18 protein-coding genes are annotated in these 22,471 nt (G+C 61.7%); 2 read left to right on the top strand and 16 right to left on the bottom strand.

The window, feature by feature from the left end; all coding sequences use genetic code 11:
• Nucleotides 1–156: 156 nt before the first annotated feature.
• Entirely contained in the window at nt 157–1,557 is a 1,401-nt protein-coding gene (locus D8U82_RS20455; protein ID WP_241668073.1) for a hypothetical protein, read from the top strand.
• 60 nt (nt 1,558–1,617) lie between these two features.
• Here D8U82_RS20455 and ureC read toward each other — a convergent pair whose 3' ends face one another.
• From ureC to urtA, 11 genes are all read right to left on the bottom strand, one after another.
• Complete coding sequence (gene ureC / locus D8U82_RS20450) at nt 1,618–3,318, bottom strand: urease subunit alpha (protein ID WP_024011399.1); 1,701 nt, start codon at nt 3,316–3,318, stop codon at nt 1,618–1,620.
• A gap of 139 nt (nt 3,319–3,457) precedes the next feature.
• Nucleotides 3,458–3,763 carry an urease subunit beta gene (locus tag D8U82_RS20445; RefSeq protein ID WP_095180936.1) on the bottom strand — a complete coding sequence of 102 codons (306 nt, stop codon included), beginning with the start codon at nt 3,761–3,763 and terminating at the stop codon, nt 3,458–3,460.
• A complete protein-coding gene (locus D8U82_RS20440; protein WP_130902857.1) occupies nt 3,760–4,296 on the bottom strand; it encodes a GNAT family N-acetyltransferase in 537 nt (178 codons plus the stop codon). The genes D8U82_RS20445 and D8U82_RS20440 overlap by 4 nt, the downstream gene beginning before the upstream one ends.
• A gap of 5 nt (nt 4,297–4,301) precedes the next feature.
• On the bottom strand, nt 4,302–4,835 hold the full coding sequence (locus tag D8U82_RS20435) for a GNAT family N-acetyltransferase (RefSeq protein WP_122707774.1): 534 nt from the start codon (nt 4,833–4,835) through the stop codon (nt 4,302–4,304).
• Nucleotides 4,836–4,844: 9 nt separating this feature from the next.
• On the bottom strand, nt 4,845–5,147 hold the full coding sequence (gene ureA, locus D8U82_RS20430) for an urease subunit gamma (protein ID WP_003221215.1): 303 nt from the start codon (nt 5,145–5,147) through the stop codon (nt 4,845–4,847).
• Nucleotides 5,148–5,374: 227 nt separating this feature from the next.
• Nucleotides 5,375–6,214, bottom strand: a complete 840-nt coding sequence (locus D8U82_RS20425) for an urease accessory protein UreD (protein WP_130902856.1) — start codon at nt 6,212–6,214, stop codon at nt 5,375–5,377.
• A gap of 43 nt (nt 6,215–6,257) precedes the next feature.
• The gene (gene urtE / locus D8U82_RS20420) at nt 6,258–6,956 is read right to left on the bottom strand and encodes an urea ABC transporter ATP-binding subunit UrtE (RefSeq protein WP_016771889.1); all 699 of its coding nucleotides are present in this window, start codon (nt 6,954–6,956) and stop codon (nt 6,258–6,260) included.
• A 135-nt stretch (nt 6,957–7,091) separates the two neighbouring features.
• Nucleotides 7,092–7,934, bottom strand: a complete 843-nt coding sequence (gene urtD / locus D8U82_RS20415) for an urea ABC transporter ATP-binding protein UrtD (RefSeq protein WP_177434154.1) — start codon at nt 7,932–7,934, stop codon at nt 7,092–7,094.
• Between the two features lie 23 nt (nt 7,935–7,957).
• Nucleotides 7,958–9,037: an urea ABC transporter permease subunit UrtC gene (gene urtC, locus D8U82_RS20410; protein WP_122699766.1), complete on the bottom strand. Its 1,080-nt coding sequence runs from the start codon at nt 9,035–9,037 to the stop codon at nt 7,958–7,960.
• On the bottom strand, nt 9,037–10,539 hold the full coding sequence (gene urtB, locus D8U82_RS20405) for an urea ABC transporter permease subunit UrtB (RefSeq protein ID WP_130902854.1): 1,503 nt from the start codon (nt 10,537–10,539) through the stop codon (nt 9,037–9,039). Before urtB ends, urtC begins: the two co-directional genes overlap by 1 nt.
• 215 nt (nt 10,540–10,754) lie before the next feature.
• Nucleotides 10,755–12,020 (bottom strand): urea ABC transporter substrate-binding protein, encoded by a 1,266-nt coding sequence (gene urtA, locus D8U82_RS20400; RefSeq protein WP_016771886.1) that lies wholly within the window; start codon nt 12,018–12,020, stop codon nt 10,755–10,757.
• Nucleotides 12,021–12,320: 300 nt separating this feature from the next.
• Here urtA and D8U82_RS20395 point away from each other — a divergent pair, with 300 nt between their 5' ends.
• On the top strand, nt 12,321–17,129 hold the full coding sequence (locus D8U82_RS20395; protein ID WP_130902853.1) for a DUF4329 domain-containing protein: 4,809 nt from the start codon (nt 12,321–12,323) through the stop codon (nt 17,127–17,129).
• A 46-nt stretch (nt 17,130–17,175) separates the two neighbouring features.
• Here D8U82_RS20395 and D8U82_RS20390 read toward each other — a convergent pair whose 3' ends face one another.
• The 5 genes from D8U82_RS20390 to D8U82_RS20370 form a co-directional block, all read right to left on the bottom strand.
• On the bottom strand, nt 17,176–18,549 hold the full coding sequence (locus D8U82_RS20390) for a PepSY domain-containing protein (RefSeq protein WP_130902852.1): 1,374 nt from the start codon (nt 18,547–18,549) through the stop codon (nt 17,176–17,178).
• 150 nt (nt 18,550–18,699) lie between these two features.
• Nucleotides 18,700–20,820, bottom strand: a complete 2,121-nt coding sequence (locus D8U82_RS20385; protein WP_130902851.1) for a TonB-dependent copper receptor — start codon at nt 20,818–20,820, stop codon at nt 18,700–18,702.
• Nucleotides 20,821–20,904: 84 nt separating this feature from the next.
• Entirely contained in the window at nt 20,905–21,351 is a 447-nt protein-coding gene (locus D8U82_RS20380; protein ID WP_125926246.1) for a DUF2946 domain-containing protein, read from the bottom strand.
• Between the two features lie 21 nt (nt 21,352–21,372).
• Entirely contained in the window at nt 21,373–21,852 is a 480-nt protein-coding gene (locus D8U82_RS20375) for a copper chaperone PCu(A)C (RefSeq protein WP_073471757.1), read from the bottom strand.
• A 48-nt stretch (nt 21,853–21,900) separates the two neighbouring features.
• Nucleotides 21,901–22,299, bottom strand: a complete 399-nt coding sequence (locus D8U82_RS20370; RefSeq protein ID WP_130902850.1) for a DUF2946 domain-containing protein — start codon at nt 22,297–22,299, stop codon at nt 21,901–21,903.
• Between the last annotated feature and the right edge of the window lie 172 nt (nt 22,300–22,471).

The following is a 22,471-nucleotide window of genomic DNA, read 5'->3' as shown; positions in this document are numbered from 1 at the left end:
TGTGCCGGGTTAGTGTTTGCGAGTGTTTCACCCGGTATGAACCGGCTGGATGGTCTGATAGTTTCCCGGGCACATGTTGGCAATGGATGCCGACGGTCGTAGCGCCAGCCAGCCAGACTGGCCAGCGCTGCGCAATCTTTGCAAGGAAGCCTGTCAATGCCAGTCAGACCCAAGCCGCCCAAGCCGGGCGCAGTCGATATCACCACCCCTGGACGCACATCCCGGGATTCCGCCACGCACGGTATCGAGTCGCCGCACCTGACCCCCGGTCCGTTCATTCGCAAGACCCCGCCCGATACCAGCGAACCCGGCAGTAGCACGCAGCAAATGGAAATTGCAGCCACGCCGCACAGCGTGCAAGTCCATCCGACGCCGTCTACCTCGGGTTCCGTCCCAACGGTCGCAGCCTCCGCGCTGGAGCGTTACCTGATCGCCTCGACAGCCCCTCTACCGCAAGCGGACGTTGACGGGTTTCGCCTATTCAAGGGGCGCCAATACGTGGACTTGCAGGGCGGCGGTACGGTGCTGATCGGCATCGATGCCGAGACCGGTCTGCATCGGGCCCGGCTGTCCAGCGAGCTGCAGCCGTCCGGTCCAGTGCTTGCCTACGATCCGTTGAACAAGCACTGGTACTCGCTGGAGGATTTCAGCGCATCGCCGGACGCCGCCGTTGTACCGGCTAAAAGCCGCAGGGCGGCGCGGCAGAGTGATGAAGACTATGAGTCAGCCCTTGAAGAGCTGCCCGACGATGTCGATGCGGCAGATGAACATTTCTATCTGGCGTCCGAGTCGATGCCCTTCAAACCTTTCACTGCTGACGAGTTGAGTGCAATGCGCAGCGAAACGCGTTTTTCGTTTCTCAGCAATCGGCACGGGGTCTACGACCGGGCCAATAACGGCAAATATCCATTCCGGGACATCGCCGGCACGCCTATCCGCATAAAGAAGCTCCAGACCCTCGTGCGTTTCGAAGACGGCGGCCGATACACCTCCGAGCAGATCAAACCGTACATCAAGTTTGGCGCCTACGAGCATGTCGCGCGGCTGTATGAAGAAAAGCTGCAATGGCGACTGTTCACCGAGGCCGACATGCGTGCGCCCGGTGAGCGGGCCCTGGTCGGCCAGTCCATGGTGGTTGCCAACCGGCGCATCAGCCGAGGCGAGGTGGTCGGCGTCTATGCTGGCGCCATCATGCCAGGACGTCTTGTGCCGCTCCCCCAGCAGTCATACACCATGAAGGTCGGCGTGCGTTACCAGCCGGGACCTGGATATCTGATCCCCGTCCAGCTGGCGATGGTCGGTGACACGATCATCTCCAGGATCAATACGCATTTCTGGTACAACGCAACGGGCAAGCCGGTTCGCCAGGCCACGGATGGTTATAACGTCGAATTCGTGCCATTCGATGTTGAGGCGCAACAGTTGATAGGCAAGGAACTGGTCACCCGCGACTTCATTCTCAACGCCATCTTCGCTACCGAAGATATTCCGGCAGGAACCGAGTTACGCATCAATTACAACTACAGCGATGCGGACATCGCGAAGTTGTTTCCGTGATCGCCTGAGCGATAGCTGCTGAATACGAACCAGCGAGTCCGTATTCAGCGCGCCCCCTGATCAAAACAGAAAATAGCGCTGCGCCATCGGCAGCGTTTCCGCCGGTTCGCACCAGAGCAACACGCCATCGGCCTTGACCTGATAGGTCTGCGGATCGACATCGATGTTCGGCAGATAGTCGTTGTGGATGAGGTCGGTTTTCTGTACGTCGCGGCAGCCCTTCACCACAGCGATCTGCTTCTTCAATCCCAAGGCCTCTGGCAATCCGGCCTCCTGCGCCGCCTGGCTGATAAAGGTCAGGCTGGTGGCGTGCAGCGAGCCACCGTAGCTGGCGAACATCGGGCGGTAATGCACCGGTTGCGGCGTCGGAATCGAGGCGTTGGCGTCGCCCATCAGGCTTGCGGCAATCGCGCCACCCTTGAGAATCAGCGTCGGTTTCACACCAAAGAACGCTGGACGCCATAGCACCAGATCGGCCCACTTGCCGACTTCGATCGAGCCGACTTCATGGCTGATGCCGTGGGTAATCGCCGGGTTGATGGTGTACTTGGCGATGTAGCGCTTGGCGCGGAAGTTGTCGTTGCCCTCACCGTCCTGGGGCAGTGGGCCGCGCTGTTTTTTCATCTTGTCGGCGGTCTGCCAGGTGCGCGTGATGACTTCACCGACGCGGCCCATGGCCTGACTGTCGGAGCTGATCATCGAGAACGCGCCGAGGTCGTGGAGGATGTCTTCAGCGGCAATGGTTTCGCGGCGGATACGGCTTTCGGCGAAGGCGACGTCTTCGGCAATGCTCGGGTCGAGGTGGTGGCAGACCATCAGCATGTCGAGATGTTCGTCGATGGTGTTGCGGGTGAACGGCCGGGTCGGGTTGGTCGAACTCGGCAGCACGTTGGGGAAACCGCAGGCCTTGATGATGTCCGGCGCGTGGCCGCCACCGGCACCTTCGGTGTGATAGGTGTGGATGGTGCGGCCCTTGAATGCGCCAAGGGTGGTTTCGACGAAGCCGGATTCGTTGAGGGTGTCGGTGTGGATCGCCACCTGCACGTCGTACTGGTCGGCGACGTTGAGGCAGTTGTCGATGCTCGCCGGGGTGGTGCCCCAGTCTTCGTGCAGCTTGAGGCCGATGGCGCCGGCCTTGACCTGTTCGATCAACGGCTCCGGCAGGCTGGCGTTTCCTTTGCCGGTGAGGCCGATGTTCATCGGGAAAGCATCGGCGGCCTGGAGCATGCGCGCCAGATGCCACGGGCCGGAGGTGCAGGTGGTGGCGTTGGTGCCGGTGGCCGGCCCGGTGCCGCCGCCGATCATGGTGGTGACGCCGCTCATCAGCGCTTCTTCGATCTGCTGCGGGCAGATGAAGTGGATATGCGTGTCGATGCCGCCAGCGGTGAGGATCATGCCTTCGCCGGCGATCACTTCGGTGCCGGCGCCGATGGCGATGGTCACGTTGGGCTGCACGTCGGGGTTGCCGGCCTTGCCGATTGCGGCGATGCGCCCGTCCTTGAGGCCGACGTCGGCCTTGACGATGCCCCAGTGGTCGATGATCAGCGCGTTGGTGATCAGCGTGTCGACCACTTCGGCGGCGAGCAACTGACTCTGGCCCTGGCCGTCGCGGATGACTTTGCCGCCACCGAACTTCACTTCCTCGCCGTAGGTGGTGAAGTCCTTCTCGACTTCGATCCACAGCTCGGTATCGGCCAGGCGCACCTTGTCGCCGACGGTGGGGCCGAACATGTCGGCGTAGGCTTGTCTGGAGATTTTCATGGGCATGCCTTGAGATTCAATTGGGTCTGAAATCGCTCGCATTACTCGCTTTCGCGAGCAGGCTCGCTCCCACATTTGATCGCGTTCTCATGTGGGAGCGAGCCTGCTCGCGAAGGGGCCAGAGCGGGCACCGTGTTGTTTAGAGATCACCCATGATGCGGCCGGCAAAGCCGAACACCCGGCGATGCCCGGCGTAATCGACCAGCTCGACCTCACGGCTCTGGCCTGGCTCGAAGCGCACGGCGGTGCCGGCGGGGATGTTCAGCCGCATGCCGCGACTGGCGGCACGGTCGAAGGTCAGCGCGTCGTTGGTTTCGAAAAAGTGAAAGTGCGAACCGACCTGGATCGGCCGGTCACCACTGTTGGCGACTTTCAGGCTCAATGTGCGGCGGCCGACGTTGAGTTCGATGTCGCCGGGCTGGATCTGGTATTGGCCAGGAATCATCGCTGGGCTCCTTGCAGGACTTTGTAATAGAGAGCGGTCGGGCGATAGGTGCCGTTGGGGTCGCAGGCGTAATCGGGTATTTCGCCGGCGCGCACGTAGCCCAGCGCCTTGTAGAAAACTTCTGCCGGCGAGCCGGCCTCGGTGTCGAGATAGAGCATGCCGCGCTTGTGCTTGGGCGCTTCGAGTTCCAGCGCCTGCATCAGTTGCTGGCCGAGGCCACGGCGCCGCGCGTGTTCGCGCACCAGCAGTTTCTGCACTTCGGCGCGGTTCAGACCATTGGCCTTCTGGCACAGGCCCAGTTGCACGCTGGCCAGCACCTGCTCGTCCTTCACCACCACCCAGAGCAGCGTGCTGCCCTTGTTGATGTTGTCCTGCACCTCATCGAAATACGCGCGCGCCTGCGCGGCATCGAGGTCGGCCATGAAGCCGACGCTGGCGCCGTAACCGACGGCGTCGAGCAGCAGATCGACCAGGCCCTGGCGATAGTGGGCAAAGCTCTCAGCGTTGACGCGGCGCAACTGGGCGGCGTTCATCGACATCACTCCTTGTGGGCACCCGGCGGCTGTGCGCCGGGATTGAGGGTCAACTGCATGAAGGTCAGATCGAGCCAGCGGCCGAACTTGGTGCCCACTTGCGGCATCTGTCCGGTGATGCTGAAACCGGCACGCTCGTGCAGGCGGATCGAGGCAGCGTTGCCGCTTTCGATGGCGGCGACCATGACGTGCTTGCCGCAAGTGCGGGCGCGTTCGATCAGCGCCGTCATCAGTTGCGGGCCGAGGCCGTTGCCGCGTTGATCGCTGCGCACGTACACCGAGTGCTCGACGGTGTGGCGGAAACCGTCGAACGGCCGCCAGTCGCCGAACGAGGCGTAACCCAGTACTGCGTTTTCATGGTCGACGATCACCAGAATCGGGTACGCCTGCAACTGACGCGCGTCGAACCATGCCTGGCGATTGCCGAGGTCGACCGCTTGTTCGTTCCAGATCGCCGTGGTGTTGAGCACGGCGTCGTTGTAGATGTCGCGGATCGCCGGCAGGTCGGCCCGGCTCGCATCGCGAATGCTGTAAGTCATGGCGCGGCCTCAGACGATCGGCTGGTGAACGGTGACCAGTTTGGTGCCGTCGGGGAACGTCGCCTCGACCTGGATTTCCGGGATCATTTCCGGGATGCCTTCCATCACTTGTTCGCGGCTGAGCAGGGTGGTGCCGTAATGCATCAGCTCGGCCACGGTCTGGCCGTCGCGGGCACCTTCGAGCAGCGCGGCGGAGATGTAGGCCATGGCTTCCGGGTAGTTGAGTTTCACGCCACGGGCCAGCCGCCGCTCGGCGACGAGGCCGGCGGTGAAGATCAGCAGCTTGTCTTTTTCGCGTGGGGTCAGGTCCATGGTTCGGGTTCCATCAGGGCAGATTCGGGTGGCTCTCGAGAAGTGTGGGGTGCCAGTTGGAGCAGCCCCTCACCCTAGCCCTCTCCCGAGGGAGAGGGGACTGATCTTGGTTGTTTTCAATGGCCAATTCAGTCAGCAATATTCGTTCAGGCAGATAAATTCATTTCAGACGACTCGGTCAGGCTCCCTCTCCCTCCGGGAGAGGGCGGGGGGTGAGGGTCGGGGTTTCAGGTGCTCCATATTCTTGGCGCGATAGCTTCGCGGCCCAGCAGCATAGGCCTTAGCAGTCGCCATAAATCAATCAGCCAGGCGCGAGCGAGCAACGCCTCACTGGCCAGACACCGCGCCACCAGCAACCCTGGCAACTGGGTCAAGTCTCCACGCACTTCGTGCCCCTGCGAGCGGCAGCGCTCCAGCAACTCGGCCTCAATCTCACCGGTCACCAGCATCGTTGCGAACACCGGATTGCCATCCAGGCCGATCGGCGAGTCGAGTAAACCGTCCGCACCGACGATGCGCTGCCGTTCGTGCCAGAGCAACTGACCATCGCGGCGGATATCCAGGTGCGCCTGAAAATGCCCGAGGTCAAAACGCTCGCCACTGGCCGGCCGACCCAGCGCCACCACGTCCCAGTAGAACAGCCGCGCATCGCCTTCGAGCTCGATCGTTGTGCTCAACTCGGCCTGCGCGGCGCTGTAGACGATGGTTTCCTGCGGCAGCCATTCCAGGGTCGCGCCGGCAGCGACTTGCAAGTCGAGCTGCTGATAAGCCGGCCCGCCCGCGCGATACCACTTGGCGGCGCCGGGGCTGGTGATTTGCGCCCAGGCGTTGTGTTCGACGCGCGCGCTGATATCGAGCCGATCACCACCGGCAATTCCGCCCGGTGGGTGGACGATGATGTGCTGGCAGACCTCGGGGCCTTCGGCGTACAGATGCTTTTGCACGCGCAGCGGGCCGAGGTGGCGGCGCATGACCGGGCGCGTGCAGTCGCCGAAACGCGCGTAGGCCAGTTCCAGCTCGGCGTGCCAGCTCGGGGTAAACAGGGCAGGTGCAACAATCGAATTCATGGTTTGTGATTATCGTTAGGAAGCTACAGATTAGACCGGCGCGTTAGATCGTGACCAGCCCGCGTACACCTTCGGCCTCCATATTTTCACCGCGACCCTGCTGGACGATCTCGCCCCGCGACATCACCAGGTATTGATCGGCCAGTTCGGCGGCGAAATCGTAGAACTGCTCGACCAGCAGAATCGCCATGTCACCGCGCGCCGCGAGCTGCTTGATCACCGCGCCGATTTCCTTGATCACCGACGGTTGAATGCCTTCGGTCGGCTCATCAAGAATCAGCAGGCGCGGGCGGCTGGCCAATGCGCGGCCGATCGCCAGTTGCTGTTGCTGACCACCGGACAGATCGCCGCCACGGCGCTGCTTCATTTGTAGCAGCACCGGGAACAGTTCGTAGATGAAACCTGGAACTTCTTTGGCTTCTGAGCCTGGAAAGCGTGACAGGCCCATCAGCAGATTTTCTTCTACCGTCAGGCGCCCGAAGATCTCACGGCCCTGCGGCACGTAGGCGATACCGGCATGCACACGTTGATGCGGTTTGAACGTGGTGATCGGTTTGCCTTCCCAGTTCACCGCACCTTCCTTGGCCGGCAGCAGGCCCATCAGGCATTTGAGCAGGGTGGTCTTGCCCACGCCGTTACGGCCGAGCAGGCAGGTCACTTCGCCGACTTTCACGTCAAAGCTCAGGCCGCGCAGGATGTGGCTACCGCCGTAGTACTGATGCAGCTTGTCGACTTGCAGCATGTCCAAATTCTCCCCCGGTGATCGTTCCCACGCTCTGCGTGGGAACGCATCCCGTGACGCTCCGCGTCACATAACGGCGGACGCAGAGCGTCCATGGCGGCATTCCCACGCAGAGCGTGGGAACGATCTAGGTCTTCAGCGGCCGAGGTAGACCTCGATCACCCGCTCGTTTTCCTGCACTTGCTCAAGCGAGCCCTCGGCCAGCACGCTGCCCTGATGCAGCACCGTGACGTGGTCGGCAATCGAGCCGACAAAGCCCATGTCGTGCTCGACCACCATCAGCGAATGCTTGCCGGCCAGCGATTTGAACAGCTCGGCGGTGAACTCGGTTTCGGCGTCGGTCATGCCCGCCACCGGTTCGTCGAGCAGGAGCAATTGCGGGTCCTGCATCAGCAACATGCCGATCTCGAGAAACTGCTTCTGGCCGTGGGACAACAACCCGGCCTGGCGATTGACCGAGGTGGTCAGGCGAATCGTCTCGAGCACTTCGCAGATGCGATCCTTCTGCTCGCCACTCAAGCGCGCACGCAAACTGGCCCACACCGACTTGTCGGTCTTCTGCGCCAGCTCCAGGTTTTCAAACACGCTCAAGGCTTCGAATACCGTCGGTTTCTGAAACTTGCGGCCGATGCCGGACTGGGCAATCTGCACTTCGCTCATCTGCGTCAGGTCGAGGGTTTCACCGAACCAGGCCTTGCCGTGGCTGGGCCGGGTCTTGCCGGTGATCACGTCCATCAGCGTGGTCTTGCCCGCGCCGTTGGGGCCGATGATGCAGCGCAGTTCGCCGACGCCGATGTACAGGTTGAGATTGTTCAAGGCACGGAAGCCATCGAAGCTGACGCTGATGTCTTCCAGGGTCAGGATGGTGCCGTGGCGCGTATCGAGGCCCGGGCCGACGCGCTGGCCGAGGCCGATCGAGTCGCGGCTGGTGCCTTCGTCCTTGTTCGGTTCCACGGGGAAAAACGCCGGCTCCAGCATGAATTCAGCACTCGCTGTGACTCTCATTGTTCACCTCGTTTCTTCAGCAGACCGATCACGCCCTTGGGCAGGTACAACGTCACGACGATGAACAGCGCGCCGAGGAAGAACAGCCAGTATTCCGGGAAGGCCACGGTGAACCAGCTCTTCATGCCGTTGACCACGCCGGCGCCGAGCAGCGGCCCGATCAGCGTGCCGCGCCCGCCGAGGGCGACCCACACCGCCGCTTCGATCGAGTTGGTCGGCGACATTTCGCTGGGGTTGATGATGCCGACTTGCGGCACGTACAGCGCTCCGGCGAGACCGCACAGCACCGCACTCAGCACCCAGACGAACAGCTTGAAACCGCGCGGGTCGTAGCCGCAGAACATCAAACGGTTTTCCGCATCGCGCAACGCCGTCAGCACCCGGCCGAACTTGCTTTGTGCCAGGCGCCAGCCGATGAACAGGCTCGCCACCAGCAGCATCACCGTGGCCAGAAACAGCACCGCGCGGGTGCCCGGTTCGGTGATGCCGAAGCCGAGGATCGTGCGGAAGTTTGTAAAGCCGTTGTTGCCGCCAAACCCGGTCTCGTTGCGGAAAAACAGGAGCATGCCGGCGAAGGTCAGGGCCTGGGTCATGATCGAGAAATACACGCCCTTGATCCGCGAACGGAAGGCGAAAAAGCCGAACACCAGCGCCAGCAGACCCGGCGCCAGCACCACCAGACACATGGCCCAGATAAAGCTGCTGGTGCCGGTCCAGTACCAGGGCAATTCGCTCCACGACAGGAAAGTCATGAACGCTGGCAAGCCATCGCCGGCCGCCTGCCGCATCAGGTACATGCCCATCGCGTACCCGCCGAGGGCGAAGAACAGACCGTGGCCCAGCGACAGCAGGCCGGCGTAACCCCAGACCAGATCCAGCGCCAGGGCGACGATGGCGTAGCAGAGGATTTTGCCGACCAGGGTCAGCGTGTAGGCCGAGACGTGCAGGGCATTGTCTGGCGACAACAACGAGAGCAGCGGCAGAACGATCAGCAGCGCGAGGATCACCCCGCCGACCGCGAGCGTGACTTTCGGCCCGGCCTTTTGTGTGGCCGTGACTAACAGAGGCTGGTTCATCAGTCGATCACCCGTCCTTTCAGTGCGAAGAGGCCTTGCGGACGTTTCTGAATGAACAGAATGATCAGCGCGAGGATCAGGATCTTGCCGAGCACCGCACCGATCTGCGGTTCGAGAATCTTGTTGGCGATGCCCAGGCCAAACGCCGCGAGCACGCTACCGGCCAGTTGGCCGACGCCGCCGAGCACCACCACCAGGAACGAGTCGATGATGTAGCTCTGGCCAAGATCGGGACCGACGTTGCCGATCTGGCTCAGCGCCACGCCGCCCAATCCGGCGATGCCCGAGCCGAGGCCGAAGGCGAGCATGTCCACGCGCCCGGTTGGCACGCCGCAGCAGGCGGCCATGTTGCGGTTCTGGGTAACGGCGCGCACGTTGAGGCCGAGGCGGGTCTTGTTCAGCAGCAGCCAGGTCAGCACCACCACGAACAATGCGAAAGCGATGATGACGATGCGGTTGTACGGCAGCACCAGATTGGGCAGCACTTGGATGCCGCCGGACAGCCACGCCGGGTTGGCCACTTCAACGTTCTGCGCCCCGAACAACAAACGCACAAGCTGAATCAGCATCAGGCTGATGCCCCAGGTCGCGAGCAGGGTTTCCAGCGGCCGACCATAGAGATGGCGAATCACCGTGCGCTCCAGCGCCATGCCAATGGCGGCGGTGACGAAAAACGCCACCGGCAGCGCGATCAGCGGATAGAACTCGATGGCCTGCGGCGCGTAACGCTGGAACATCAACTGCACGACATAGGTCGAGTAGGCGCCGAGCATGAGCATCTCGCCGTGAGCCATGTTGATCACCCCGAGCAAACCGAAGGTGATCGCCAGGCCGAGGGCGGCAAGCAGCAGAATCGAGCCCAGCGACATGCCGCTGAAGGCCTGGCCGAGCACTTCGCCGATCAGCAATTTGCGCTTGACCTGAGCGAGGCTGGTTTCAGCGGCGGTGCGCACGCCGGCATCGCTTTCCACGCCCGGTTCAAGCAGGCCTTCAAGACGTGTGCGTGCCAGCGGATCGCCGGTTTCACCGAGCAACCGCACCGCTGCAAGGCGCACCGCCGGGTCGCTGTCGACCAGTTGCAGATTGGCCAGCGCCAGGCTCAGGGCGGCATGCACGCTTTCATCTTTTTCCCCAGCGAGTTGCCGGTCGAGAAATTTCAGCTGCGCGGGTTTCGCGCTTTTTTGCAATTGCTGCGCGGCGCTCAGGCGGATTTTCGCGTCGGCGGCGAGCAATTGATGGCTGGCCATCGCGGTGTCGATCAGACCCCGCAGGCGATTGTTCAGGCGCAGGGTTTTCGCTTGGCCGTCGATCGTCAGCTCGCCTTGTTGCAGGGCGTTGAGCAATTCGATACGCGCCGGATCGGGCTGCGCGGCCCAGGCTTCCAGCAGTTTGGCCTGTTGCATTGGATTGGCCGCGACGAAGTCTTCCGCATCGCCAGCGTGGGCCAGGAGTGGCAGCAACAGTGCGATGGCTAGAAGTACGCGGTGTATGGCAGTGGGCATTAGTGGTGTCCTGTTCAACCGCCCCCTCACCCTAACCCTCTCCCGGAGGGAGAGGGGACTGACCGAGGTGTCTGGACGATGTGCTGCGACCTGCGAACTTGAGTCGAACTCAGGGTTTGAAGAGCATGAAGATCGGCTCCCTTTCCACCTCTCCCTGAGGGAGAGGGCTGGGGTGAGGGGGACGTCTCATGCTCGCCTCAAAAACCGAATTCGCCTCAGTTGCTCTTCACCGCATAATCCGGCTTCTTGTCGTTGCCCTGAATGTACGGGCTCCATGGTTGCGCGCGGATCGGGCCTTCGGTCTGCCACACGACGTTGAACTGCCCGTCGCTCTGGATTTCGCCGATCATCACTGGCTTGTGCAGGTGGTGATTGGTCTTGTCCATGGTCAACGTGTAACCGGACGGCGCAGCAAAGGTCTGCCCGGCCAGTGCTTCGCGCACTTTGTCGACGTCAGTGGATTTGGCTTTCTCGACCGCCTGCGCCCACATGTGGATGCCGACGTAGGTGGCCTCCATCGGGTCGTTGGTCACGGCTTTATCGGCGCCCGGCAGATTGTGTTTCTTCGCATAGGCTTTCCAGTCTGCGACGAATTTCTTGTTCGCAGGATTCTCCACCGACTCGAAGTAGTTCCACGCCGCGAGGTTGCCCACCAGCGGTTTGGTGTCGATGCCGCGCAGTTCTTCTTCGCCGACCGAGAACGCCACCACCGGTACGTCGGTAGCCTTCAGGCCCTGGTTGGCCAGCTCTTTGTAGAACGGCACGTTGGAGTCGCCATTGACGGTCGAGATGACGGCAGTCTTGCCGCCGGCGGAGAATTTTTTGATGTTGGCAACGATGGTCTGGTAATCACTGTGACCGAACGGCGTGTAGACCTCTTCGATGTCCTTGTCGGCCACGCCTTTGGAGTGCAGGAACGCGCGCAGGATCTTGTTGGTGGTGCGCGGGTAGACGTAGTCGGTGCCGAGCAGGAAGTAGCGCTTGGCGCTGCCGCCTTCTTCGCTCATCAGGTATTCAACGGCGGGGATCGCTTGCTGGTTCGGCGCGGCGCCGGTGTAGAAGACGTTCGGCGACATCTCTTCGCCTTCGTACTGCACCGGATAGAACAGCAGACCGTTGAGCTCTTCGAACACCGGCAATACCGATTTACGCGAAACCGAGGTCCAGCAGCCGAACACCACCGCGACCTTGTCCTGGGTCAGCAGCTGTCGGCCCTTTTCGGCGAACAGCGGCCAGTTGGAAGCGGGATCGACCACCACCGGCTCGAGCATCTTGCCGTTCACGCCGCCCTTGGCGTTGATCTCGTCGATGGTCATCAGCGCCATGTCCTTGAGCGACGTTTCGGAGATCGCCATGGTCCCGGACAACGAATGCAGAATCCCGACCTTGATGGTCTCGGCGGCCTGGACAGTCCAGGTCATGCCCATCGCGGCAATGGATGCCGTGAGTGTGAAAGCCTTGATCAAACTGCGACGCTTCATTGTGCGATCTCCATGAACATTCGATTTTTTCTGGTTGGCAGATGCGGACGACTGAAGATGTGTTTTGCAAAGGCTGTGCCCGGTCGCGTTCAGGCAAGAAAATGTCGTGCCAGAGCGCTTGCGCGCTGTGGGCGTGCACCAGGAGGGGACGGTAGTCGGGCGGTGGTGCGTTCAGTTGCGCCAGATTGGGGCGCAGCTATCGCGCAGATGCGGATACAGAAACGATAAACATGTACCACAGCAGGTGAAAACCGACGGCCCACACTCACGCGCTCATCCCGATTCTCAGCGCAGGTTTTTATGAGTCATGTCTCAGGCCGATCCGGTCGTACCGCAAGTTCTTCAGCAACGTTCAAGCTGCCGCCACTGAGCCCGGCCTTTCTGACTGAAGAGGACGCCGCCTATTGGGTGCACACGCGGATTCCACTGAACCCGGACAAAGAGTACGGCAGCGTGATCCTGCTGCGTCCGGACGGGAAATTGCTCGCCACTTCACCCATCGCCGGGCAAGCCACGGGTTTTGACTTCGGCACAATTGTGCAGACCGATGTCCTTGGCGGCATGCTTCATCCGCTGGGCTACCGGTGCGTCGCCAGCGTTCACAGCCATCCGCCGATCCATGCCGAGTTCCGCAATGGCAATCGGCGTCAGGATGAAACACTGCTTCGGCTGTTCATGAGTTTCTATTCAGGCGGCGATTTCATTGGCGATGTGTCGGCGCGGGATTTTTTCCGCAGCGCTTACCTTTCAGGCCCGGATGGCAGCTTGCTCAAATACGTCTCGAGCGGCTCGCCCGAGGAGCGCGACTACTTTCTCTGGCAGCAGTCCGGCGGGCCGTCGGGCCATCCGGCGGGGGCCTATGACGTGATGGCGGTGATCAACAAGCTGGCGACCGTGGGTGAACTCAAAGTCATTGTTTCGAATGCCGACTGGGGTTACTCGGTGGGGCGCGTACCTGCGGACTGGAAGGCCGGCGCGTCGTTTTCAAAGGGTGCAGTCACCGAACTGCCGCTGATGACCCGTGTCTGCGTCAATGCCGAACGCGCCGTGCTGGCCGCGTTGAAATCCAGAGGCGCGCACGCAGCGGGTCTGCTGTTGAAGAAGTTGACTGGCGAGGAGTATGTCGCCACCCATGCGCGCCCGGCCGGACTGGCTGCATGGGATCCTGAGCGAATATTTCCGGTTGATGCCCAAGGGCAATTGCAGCTGCCCAAGGGGTATTTGCTGGAGGGCTTTTACTTTGCCTCGCGACCCGACCCTGCGCAGTTTCCACCTGGCCAGCCGTGGCTCTACGAGAACTTCTTCACGCCCCGGGAGATCGCCTGGGCTATCGAAGCGAATGCCCGCAGCCAACATCTGGCGCAAGCGGGGCGTGCGTTGTCGCTGTACATGCGGGCGCAGGATCATGCGATGTTGAAGTACCGCTTCAGCGGCGATTCGATCGAAGCGGCACTGAGCGTTACGCAGTCGGACGGCACGGTCAGTGACAATGGTGTGCAGGCAAGGCTGTTGGCCGGCACACTGGATACCCGCGCATTTGTTTCGATGCTGGTACTGGCCGGGACCCTGGAGGTCGTGCGCGGCAGTGCGTTGTGGGCGCATCTGGGGCCGGTGGGTCTGCAATGGCAGCCCTTCGCCAACTTTCCCTGGCCGCGATTGAGCCGGGCTTTTCTGGCGGCCGATGATGCGGTTCGCCATGCCCATGAGCTCGTGGGCATTCGCCGTGATCAGCAGTACGCGGGGTATGTTTTTCAGCGTAGCGACAAGCGTTTCGTGGTGACCGAACCCTTGCCCGGGGATATCGATACGCTCAGCCAGGGGCGGCTTTATCCTCTGGACAATCACGGTCGGCCGGTGTTTCCAGACGACCACACCATGCATGCGCGTTATGTCGCTCACGTTGCGCTTTCGCAACTTGACCCGGTGCATATCCGGTATCTGCGCTGGACCCGTGCCGAGGCTCTGCTGGATGTGCAGATGCTCAACGTTGACGAGCTGCGGCAGACCCTGGTCGACGGGATCGCTCTGTATTGCTCTGGTGCCGGTGACAGCCTGATCAGGTTCCAGCCCTACACCACCATCGTCGCCAGGGAGCTGGCCAGACGCCTCGGCACTGGCAAGCACCCGGGCGAGCTTGCCAGTGCGCTGCGCAACGGCACTGAACGGCCACAGGCCTTTGTGCGTGAACAGGCGCAGGCCGGCGTCTTGTTCAATCTGATCGATCACGCACTGTGGGGCTATCGCGGGCAAATCGGCGCTGACTGGAGCCTGCCAGTAGCGTCAGTGGCTGAACCAGGCGAGTCTGAGCCGCCGCTGCCGACGTTACCGAAACCGTCATTGCCAGATCTCTCTTTGCAGCCATATCCGCCAACGCAAGTACCTGCGCCTGGCGCCACGACAATGCCGTGGAAGCGTCCTGCGAGGATTTTCTTTGGTGCGGTGTTTTCCTCGGCGGACGAGGCAGCACTGAGTCAATCCAGTACTGACGTGCATTTGCACCACGAGAAGAAAACCTGGTTCGGCTTCATTCTCAAGCACGTGGAGCGGGAGGAATACATCGCCAGCGAGCTGATACCCGTCAGCGATAGCGGCACTAATCTGTTTCGTCAGGAGTCGGTGTTCAGTTCCAGCACGACAGCTCCCTGGTATCAGTACCCGGATGGCTTCGACCTGCATGCCGTGTATTACATGCACCAGCGAATCGGGGAAACCTTGCGCCATCCCCAGGACTGGCTCGCGCATTACTTCGTCACGCCAGAGACGCTGACCGTTGCCATGTATCTCTCCGAGCGGCGCCCGGTCGTCGCCACTGGCCGCCACAGAACTTTGTATATCGCCACTGGTGATGGTGCTCTGCTCAGGTATGTGTTCAACAGCTCCAGCAAGTTGTTCTACGACGACAGCTCGCAGACGACGCTGCAAACGCTCAAGGACGATCTCGCTGCGCAAAGGCTGTTGCCATCCGACTTCGTGCACACCGTGGTCGACAGTGGTCAACTTGACGTGCTGCGTACGAGTCTGTGCTGGGACCGGCCGGGTTTGGTCAAGAAAACCTGGCAGCCTTACGCAAATCTGCAGCGACGCGCCCTGGGGCCGGTTTTTCACAGTGCCGACGATGCGGCAGTGCATGCCCGATCGCTGTTGCCGCAGAGCACCGACAAGCTCTATGGCGGTGTCATTCTGAAACGCTCCGACGGCCTCTACGTCGCTGCCTTGCCGATTGAAGTGACACGCGAAAATTTCGACAGTAGCGAGATCATCGCCGACGAGACTCGCGCTGCCGGACTGTTTCCAGAAAATTGCCGGATCGTTGCGCGTTACCGCTCCAGAGTCCCGAGGGAGCTGTCGGTAGCGTTTTCGGCCATCGACAAACAGATCTACTTGAACATGCTGTCGGTCGATACCTTGTACTCGGCATTCACGCGCAAGCCTGTGGTCTGGGATGAATACCTGTTTGCGCCGGACGGTGCGACGATTCGCTATCAGCCTGGGTTGTGGGAGCGTCTGCGCGCCGATCTGTCGATTGCCCTGACGGCAAGCAATAGCCTGCCCGCATCACTGGATGGCGAGACCATCAAGCAGCGCCTTTACAGCGGTGAATTGAAACCGATCGACTGGATCGACTCGCTCGCCAGAACGGGTTATTTGCAGGTCGTCACCGGCAGTGACCTGTGGGGCCTGCCCAGGCAAGTATCGCGCTGGGTGCCGTTCTCCGCCGACCTGCAGATCGTGACGGATTACAGCAAAGCCGCTACTGCGGCGGTGTGCAGCCCTTTATTCCTTCAGGCGGATGCGGCCGCTCGATATGTCCATGAGCTGGCGGTGAGCCGCGATACGCAGACTTTCGGTGTCATCCTGCGCTCGGTCGGCGGTGTGTTTCTTGCCAGTCTGCCGCTGACTGCACAACGGTCTGCGCTGGCGCTGGATCGGATCTTCGAGCACGGGCGACTGCCATCAGGCTTTCTGCTGGATTCGATTTATCTGCGCGCCGTCCTGCCGCCGCTTGGCGCACGATCCACGGATATCCGGCATGTGCTGATCATGCCCAGCGAAGTCCAGCAGGCGTGTCGACGGGCCAGTACGCCACAGGGTTACAAGCCGATCTACTTCTCCTGCGCCGACGGAGCGCTGCTGAGGCTGCAACTGCACGCGTTCGAGCCCGGCACATTCTTCGACCGGTTCGGGCAAGTGGAATTGCGCCCCAACGCTTTTGTGTCAATGGAGCAGGCGGCGATTGATCAACGCAACAACAGCAAGGGCACTTTCAGCCTTGTCGAATACGTAAATCGGATGGCGCGAGCCGGTGACCTGCATGTCATTGAAACCAGCGCCTGCTGGTCTCGCCGTGGTCGGGTCGAGGAGGGCTGGCAACCGGGTCTGGCCGAGATATCTCGTGAGCGCCACTGGCAAAATCATCCGGTTCCGGCGCTGGGACCGATCTTCCAGCATCCCGACGATGCTGCCCGCTATGCCCAGCAACGGACCGACAATGAAATACTCGGTCGGACCGGTTATGAGGGCGCGGTTCTCGGGGAAAACTCCGGCCAGCGCTTTGTCCCGCTGGAGCCTGTTGCGTGGTTCGCCAACGAGGAGAATCTTCGTCTGCGTCTTTTCCGTACTGCCGAGGACCCTGCGACCGACTGGCGCCGACCGGCACCGCGCTTCCCTGACGGTTATGCCGTCGTGGCCAGTCATCAATTCAGCCTGTCGGGCAATACCTTGCTGGTCGCTGACAACGAACAGATCCGCAGTAATTTCGCCGAACCCGCGCTGGTGTATGCACACACCCACGAGTTGAAAAACCAAGGTTTCGATATTCGTGGGTATTACTACTCCACGCCCGGCCATGAGTTGCTCAAATACACGCCAGTGTACTCAGCCGCAGAACGGGATCTGCTGCTGACCCGTTCGGTCGTTTATGAAAACGGGCAATGGGTCAGCCGCCTCACGCCTGGGCAATTTGTCTCGCGACTCCTGCAATTGGGCGAATTTCAGGTGTTGGTGGCAGGCGCGTATTGGCGCCATACCGGGCACCTGGGCAGTGGTTGGCGAATCCGTCGGCAACAGCCGGCGGCCGAAGGTGCCGTGCGGATCAGAGATGAGTTGTAATTCGAATGCCGAGTCGAGCGCGGGCCACTGAGCCCGCGCCACACTATCAGCGCGGTAGATCGACGGTGCGCCGGGCGACTCGTGGCAAGACGAACCGGTCAAGCAACCACACGAACAGCAGCGAAGCCCCCACCAACGGAAACACCACCGCCAGCACCAGCATGATCGCCACGCCGGTTTTCCATGTCGGCAAATCATGGCGCAACGGCGGCACGCCGAACTTGCCTTCGGGGCGGCGTTTCCACCAGATCACCACGCCGCTGACGGCGCTCAGCAGAATCATCAGGCAGATCAGCAGCACGACGATCTGGTTGAAGGTGCCGAACATCTTGCCTTCGTGCAGCATCACGCCGATTTCCGTGGCGCGAGCAACGGTGCCGTAGTGCTCGAAACGCACATCGGCGAGGACCTTGCCGGTGTACTGATCGATATGCAGGGTGGCGTCGTTGCGCGGGTCATCGGCGAATACGGCAATGGTGAACACTCCGGTGGCGGTAGTCGGCAGGGTGATGCTGTAGCCGGGCTCGACCTTGCGCTCACTGGCGATGTTCTGCACATCCTGCAGGCTGACTTCGGGTGCTGCGGGGCCGGCATGGGCATTGCCGTGATTCATGTGTTCGGCGTGGTCGCCGGACATCGGCATCGGTGTGTTTTCCATCGCCCACGGCACGGTCTGGCGGGTCGCGCTGTTGAGGCTGCGTGCCTCGATGTCGGAGGTCGGCACGTTGTCCCACATGGCGGCTGGAAACACGTTCCACACCTGCGCGTATTGCTTGCCCCAGAAACCGGTCCAGGTCATGCCGCTGAGCAACATCACCAACAGCAATGTCGCACCCCAGAAACCGGTGACCGCATGCAGATCGCGCCACAACACTCGACCGCGGCTGTTCAAACGCGGCCATAGAATGCCCGCCGCCTGACCGCGCGGCCACCACAGGAACAGCCCCGAGACCACCAGCACCACGCCCCAGCCAGCGGCCATTTCGATCAGCCGATCGCCGACCGTGCCGATCATCAATTCGCCGTGGATCGCACGGGCGATGGCTTGCAGATTCTGCTTGGCATCCTGCTCGCCGAGGATGTCACCGTGGTACGGATCGACGAATACGTTGAGTTCGTGACCAGCGTTTTTCACCACGAATTGCGCGCTGCGTTCGGCATTCACCGGCGGCAGGTACTGAGTGACCTGGCCTTGCGGATAGGCAGCTTTCACCCGTTGCAGCAGGTCATCGGCCGGCACCGTGTGGTGCCCGACCGGTACTTCGAGCAGGCTGCTGTACATCAGCGAATCGAGCTGCGGTTTGAACAGATAAATGATCCCGGTCAGGGCCAGCATCACCATGAACGGCGCGACGAACAGCCCGGCATAGAAATGCCAGCGCCAGGCCAGGTTGTAGAAATTGGGTTGAGGCTTTTGCATCACGTGTGCTCCGCTTGGCTTGGTTCTTTTCGTTGTCTGTTTACCTGTGGGAGCGAGCCTGCTCGCGAAGCGGTTGTTCAGTCGATATCAATGCCGACCGTGGCGCCGTCTTCGCGAGCAGGCTCGCTCCCACATGGGTAGGTGTTGGTGTCAGAAACTCATATCCACTTTGGTCCAGAGCGTGCGCCCCGGTTCATTAATTGCCTGTGGGTCATTGGCCGGGTAACCGAACCCGGCGTTGCCAGCCAGGTTCAGGTGCTCGGCGTAGGCTTTGCCGAACAGGTTGTCGACGCCGCTGCTGACCTTCCAGTGCTGGTTGATGCGGTACGCGCCGTTGAGCGAGAACACGCCGAAGCCCGAGCTCTGGGCGTAATCCTTGCCGACCACGTTGCCCTTGTTCGCGTCGATGCGGTGCTGCGCGGCGACCACTCGCCAGAGTGCGCCGGCGCTCCACTTGGCCTCGCTGTAGGTCAGGCCGAAGCGCGCATCCAGCGGCGGCATCTGCGGCAGGGCCGAGCCGTCGCTGCTGTTCTTGCCCCAGGCATAGGCCAGGGTCGCATCGGCTTTCCAGTTGTCGGTGAGGTTGTAGGCAGCACCGAGTTCGCCACCCATGATCCGCGCGTCGATGTTTTCGGCGCGCGAGGTGCTCATGCCCATCATTCCCGGCGTGTAGTCGAACAGGATGTAATCGCGTACCACACCGATGTAACCCGAGGCCCAGGCTTCGAGGTCGGCGCTCCTGTAGTTCACGCCGAAGTCGAACTGCGTGGTCTTTTCCGGTTTGATCGAGTCGAACGCGTTGACCGATCCTGCCGGGCCGGACTTGGGTGAAAACAACTCCCAGTAATCCGGAAAGCGTTGCGCGTGACCGAGGCCGGCGTAGAGCGTGGTCGGGCTGTCGGCGAGGTCATGCTCGTAACGGATGAAGCCGCTGGGCAGGGTGTCGGCGCGGGTGTCGTCGGCGGTCGGGTTGGGGCGGGACATCATCCCCGACCCGGTGGTCTGCCGGTAATCCTTGGCCGAGGCGCGATCCACCCGTGCGCCAGTGATCAAGCGATCACGCTCGGCGGCGTACCAGGTCATTTCGCTGAACACGCCGTAATTGTGGAAATCGGCGTCCTTGCTGTACGGCAGCTGCTTGTAGGTATCGACGCCCATTGCACTGCGCTGGCGGTGCTCGTTGGTCTGTGCGTCGAGGCCGGTGATCAGCTGAACATCGGCCCAGCGCCAGGTCGCCTTGAGCCGCGCGCCGAGGGTCCGACGGTCGACGTTGGACGCCATGGGCCCTGCCATCATCCCGGTGCCGGACGGGGTGCGCAGGGTGTAGTTATCCATCACATGGTCGGCGTAGTTGTAGTAGACCTGTGCCTCAAGTTTTTCCAGCACCTCGCTGATGTTGGATTTCTCGAAACGCAGGCCGAGGCTTTCGCGCAGGAATTGCGAACCGTCCATGCCGCGCCCGGCATACCGCGCCTCGCCGTCGCCCTTGCCGGCGGTGAGTTCGATCAAGGTGTCGGCATCCGGCGTCCAGCCCAGTGCGACATCGCCGTTCCACTTGTCGTAACGCGAGGCGACGATGTCGTTGTTGCCATCGCGGTAATCGTCGGAATGCGCAGTGTTGCCGATGACGCGCACGTAGCCCAACGGACCGCCGGCAGCCGCGTCGACAACCTTGTCGAAACGCCCATGCGAGCCAGCCAGGATGCTGGCGTTGACGCGAGTGCCGAGTTCGCCGAAGTTCTCCGGCTCACGGTCGAACAGCACCGTACCGGCCGATGCGCCCGGACCCCACAGGACGGTTTGCGGGCCTTTGATCACCGTGAGTTTGTCGTAGGTTTCCGGTGAAATATACGAAGTCGGCGCGTCCATCCGGCCAGGGCATGCGCCGAGCATCATGCTGCCGTTGGTGAGGATATTCAGGCGCGAACCAAACATCCCGCGCAGCACCGGATCGCCGTTGGTGCCGCCATTGCGCACCAGAGCGAAGCCGGGAATGGTCTTCAGGTAATCGCCACCGTCACTGGCCGGCACCGGTTGGCGCGGATCCTTGGGGTTGGTGACGATCGTCAGTGGTGAGCTCGGGGCGATGGCAGTGATCACCGTCGGGCTCAGTTCATTTCCGTGGCCGGTGTGATCATCAGCCAGCGCCAGCGGTGTCAGCAGTACGCCGCAAAGGACGGCAATCGCGTGCCTGCAACGAATCCGCGATTCATTCAGGGCAAAGTGCGCGCGGGCAGATTCCGCGCAGAGGACAGCAGTAAACCTGGACATGACAATTTCCATCGAACAGTCGTAAACACCACGGCCGGCAGCCTGGAGCTGTCTTCTCAACCGTGTGCAATCAGAGGTGCGTGTTTACGTGGCGATGGGCGGGGCGCGGGTGCGGGCGCCGGGGAAGAAGGGTTGGCGGGCATGGCCCAGACGCGGCGAGGGTGGGCTGAAGGTGTTCGGTGGCGGGATGTTGAAAGCGACGAAATCGCCGCCGCCGGTCAGTGCCGGGCAATTGAACAGCAGGCTGCAATAGCCGCATTTTTCCCACAGCACGTGGTGCGAAGATTGCGGCGGGCAATGCTCGGCCGCAGGCTGGGCTGCATGGCCGCTGTGATCCATGCCGGGCATGTCCATCGACATGTCCATGCTCATTGGCATCGACGTCGAGGCGTGTTGATCCATCGGCATCGACTGAGAAATCAGTGGACCGATGAAAATCATCAGCATGGCGAACAGGGCGATCCAGCTGCCACGCGTCAGCGCTTGAGTCTGACGATGATGCGGGACGGGCCTGGCGCGCAACGGACGCATGGGCGAAGTCAGCCGGGTCGGTTACTGAGCGTGGACGTGGCCCTGAGCGGATTCCGGCGCTTTCTTCTGCACGGCGACTTCAACGCTGACGTCACCGGCCTTTTCGAAATGCAGGGTCATCGGGAAACGCTTGCCGTCGCTGAGCAGGCTGCGATCGCTCGGGTTGAGCAGCATCACGTGGTAAGCCATCGGCGCGAAGGTCACGGTGCCGCCGGCGGGGATTTCCACGCTCGGTACTTGCTGCATCTTCATCAGATCGCCCTGCATCACGTGCTCGTGCAACTGCGCTTGTGCAGCGATGGGCGAGTCGACGCTGAGCAGGCGATCGGCGCTTTTGCCGGTGTTGTGGATGATGAAGTAGGCGGCGACGGTCGGCGCATTCGGCGGCAGTTCCTGCGACCACGGGTGGGCGATTTCCAGCGCACCTGCCTTGTATTCATGGGCATGGGCGAAGCACGCTGGCAACAACAGCGCAGCGAGGACGAAGAGTTTCTTCAACATGGCAGTTCTCCAGAACGATTTGAAACGCGGATTTGTGGCGCGAACAAATCAGACCAGAGGGGAAGCACGGGGATTGAGACTCGGCCATTGCTGGCGCGGCGTCGGGGCTTGCAGGGAGGCGGGCGCAACGCTGCGGTTGCTTTCAAATTGCGCGAAATACAGCTGCGGCGAATGCCCCGGCAGCGCCAGCAATGGCGCCCCACCTGAGCAACACCAGCAGTGCTGCATGTTCGAATGGCTGTCGTTCTGCGGGGCCTTCTGATCCGTGGCACCGATGTCGATCGCCACCATCTTCATGCCGCTGCCGGTGCAGAAACTGCTCCAGAGTATCTGCTCGGCCGGTGAACTGGCCGCCTGCGCCATCGCCCCGCTCAGCGGCATGGCGAGCATGTTGAACAGCACTGCAAAGCAGGCGATCCAGGCAAATGCTAACCGGCGTCGGTTCATGGGACAGGTCCGTTGGGTGGGCGATCAGGCGCGGCCCATTTAGCCTGATCAGGGCCGATAAGTAAAAAAGCGTCGTGCGGTTTGGTGTCGCAGTGAGCTGTTAAAGGAGTGTAGCTACTTGAATTTGCAGTGCCAGACCTGACGCCTTCGCGGGCAAGCCCGCTCCCACAAA

The organism is Pseudomonas sp. Sample_23 (genome assembly GCF_004307595.1).
Taxonomy (GTDB): Bacteria; Pseudomonadota; Gammaproteobacteria; order Pseudomonadales; family Pseudomonadaceae; genus Aquipseudomonas; species Aquipseudomonas atacamensis.
This window is presented reverse-complemented; position numbering and strand designations above follow the sequence as displayed.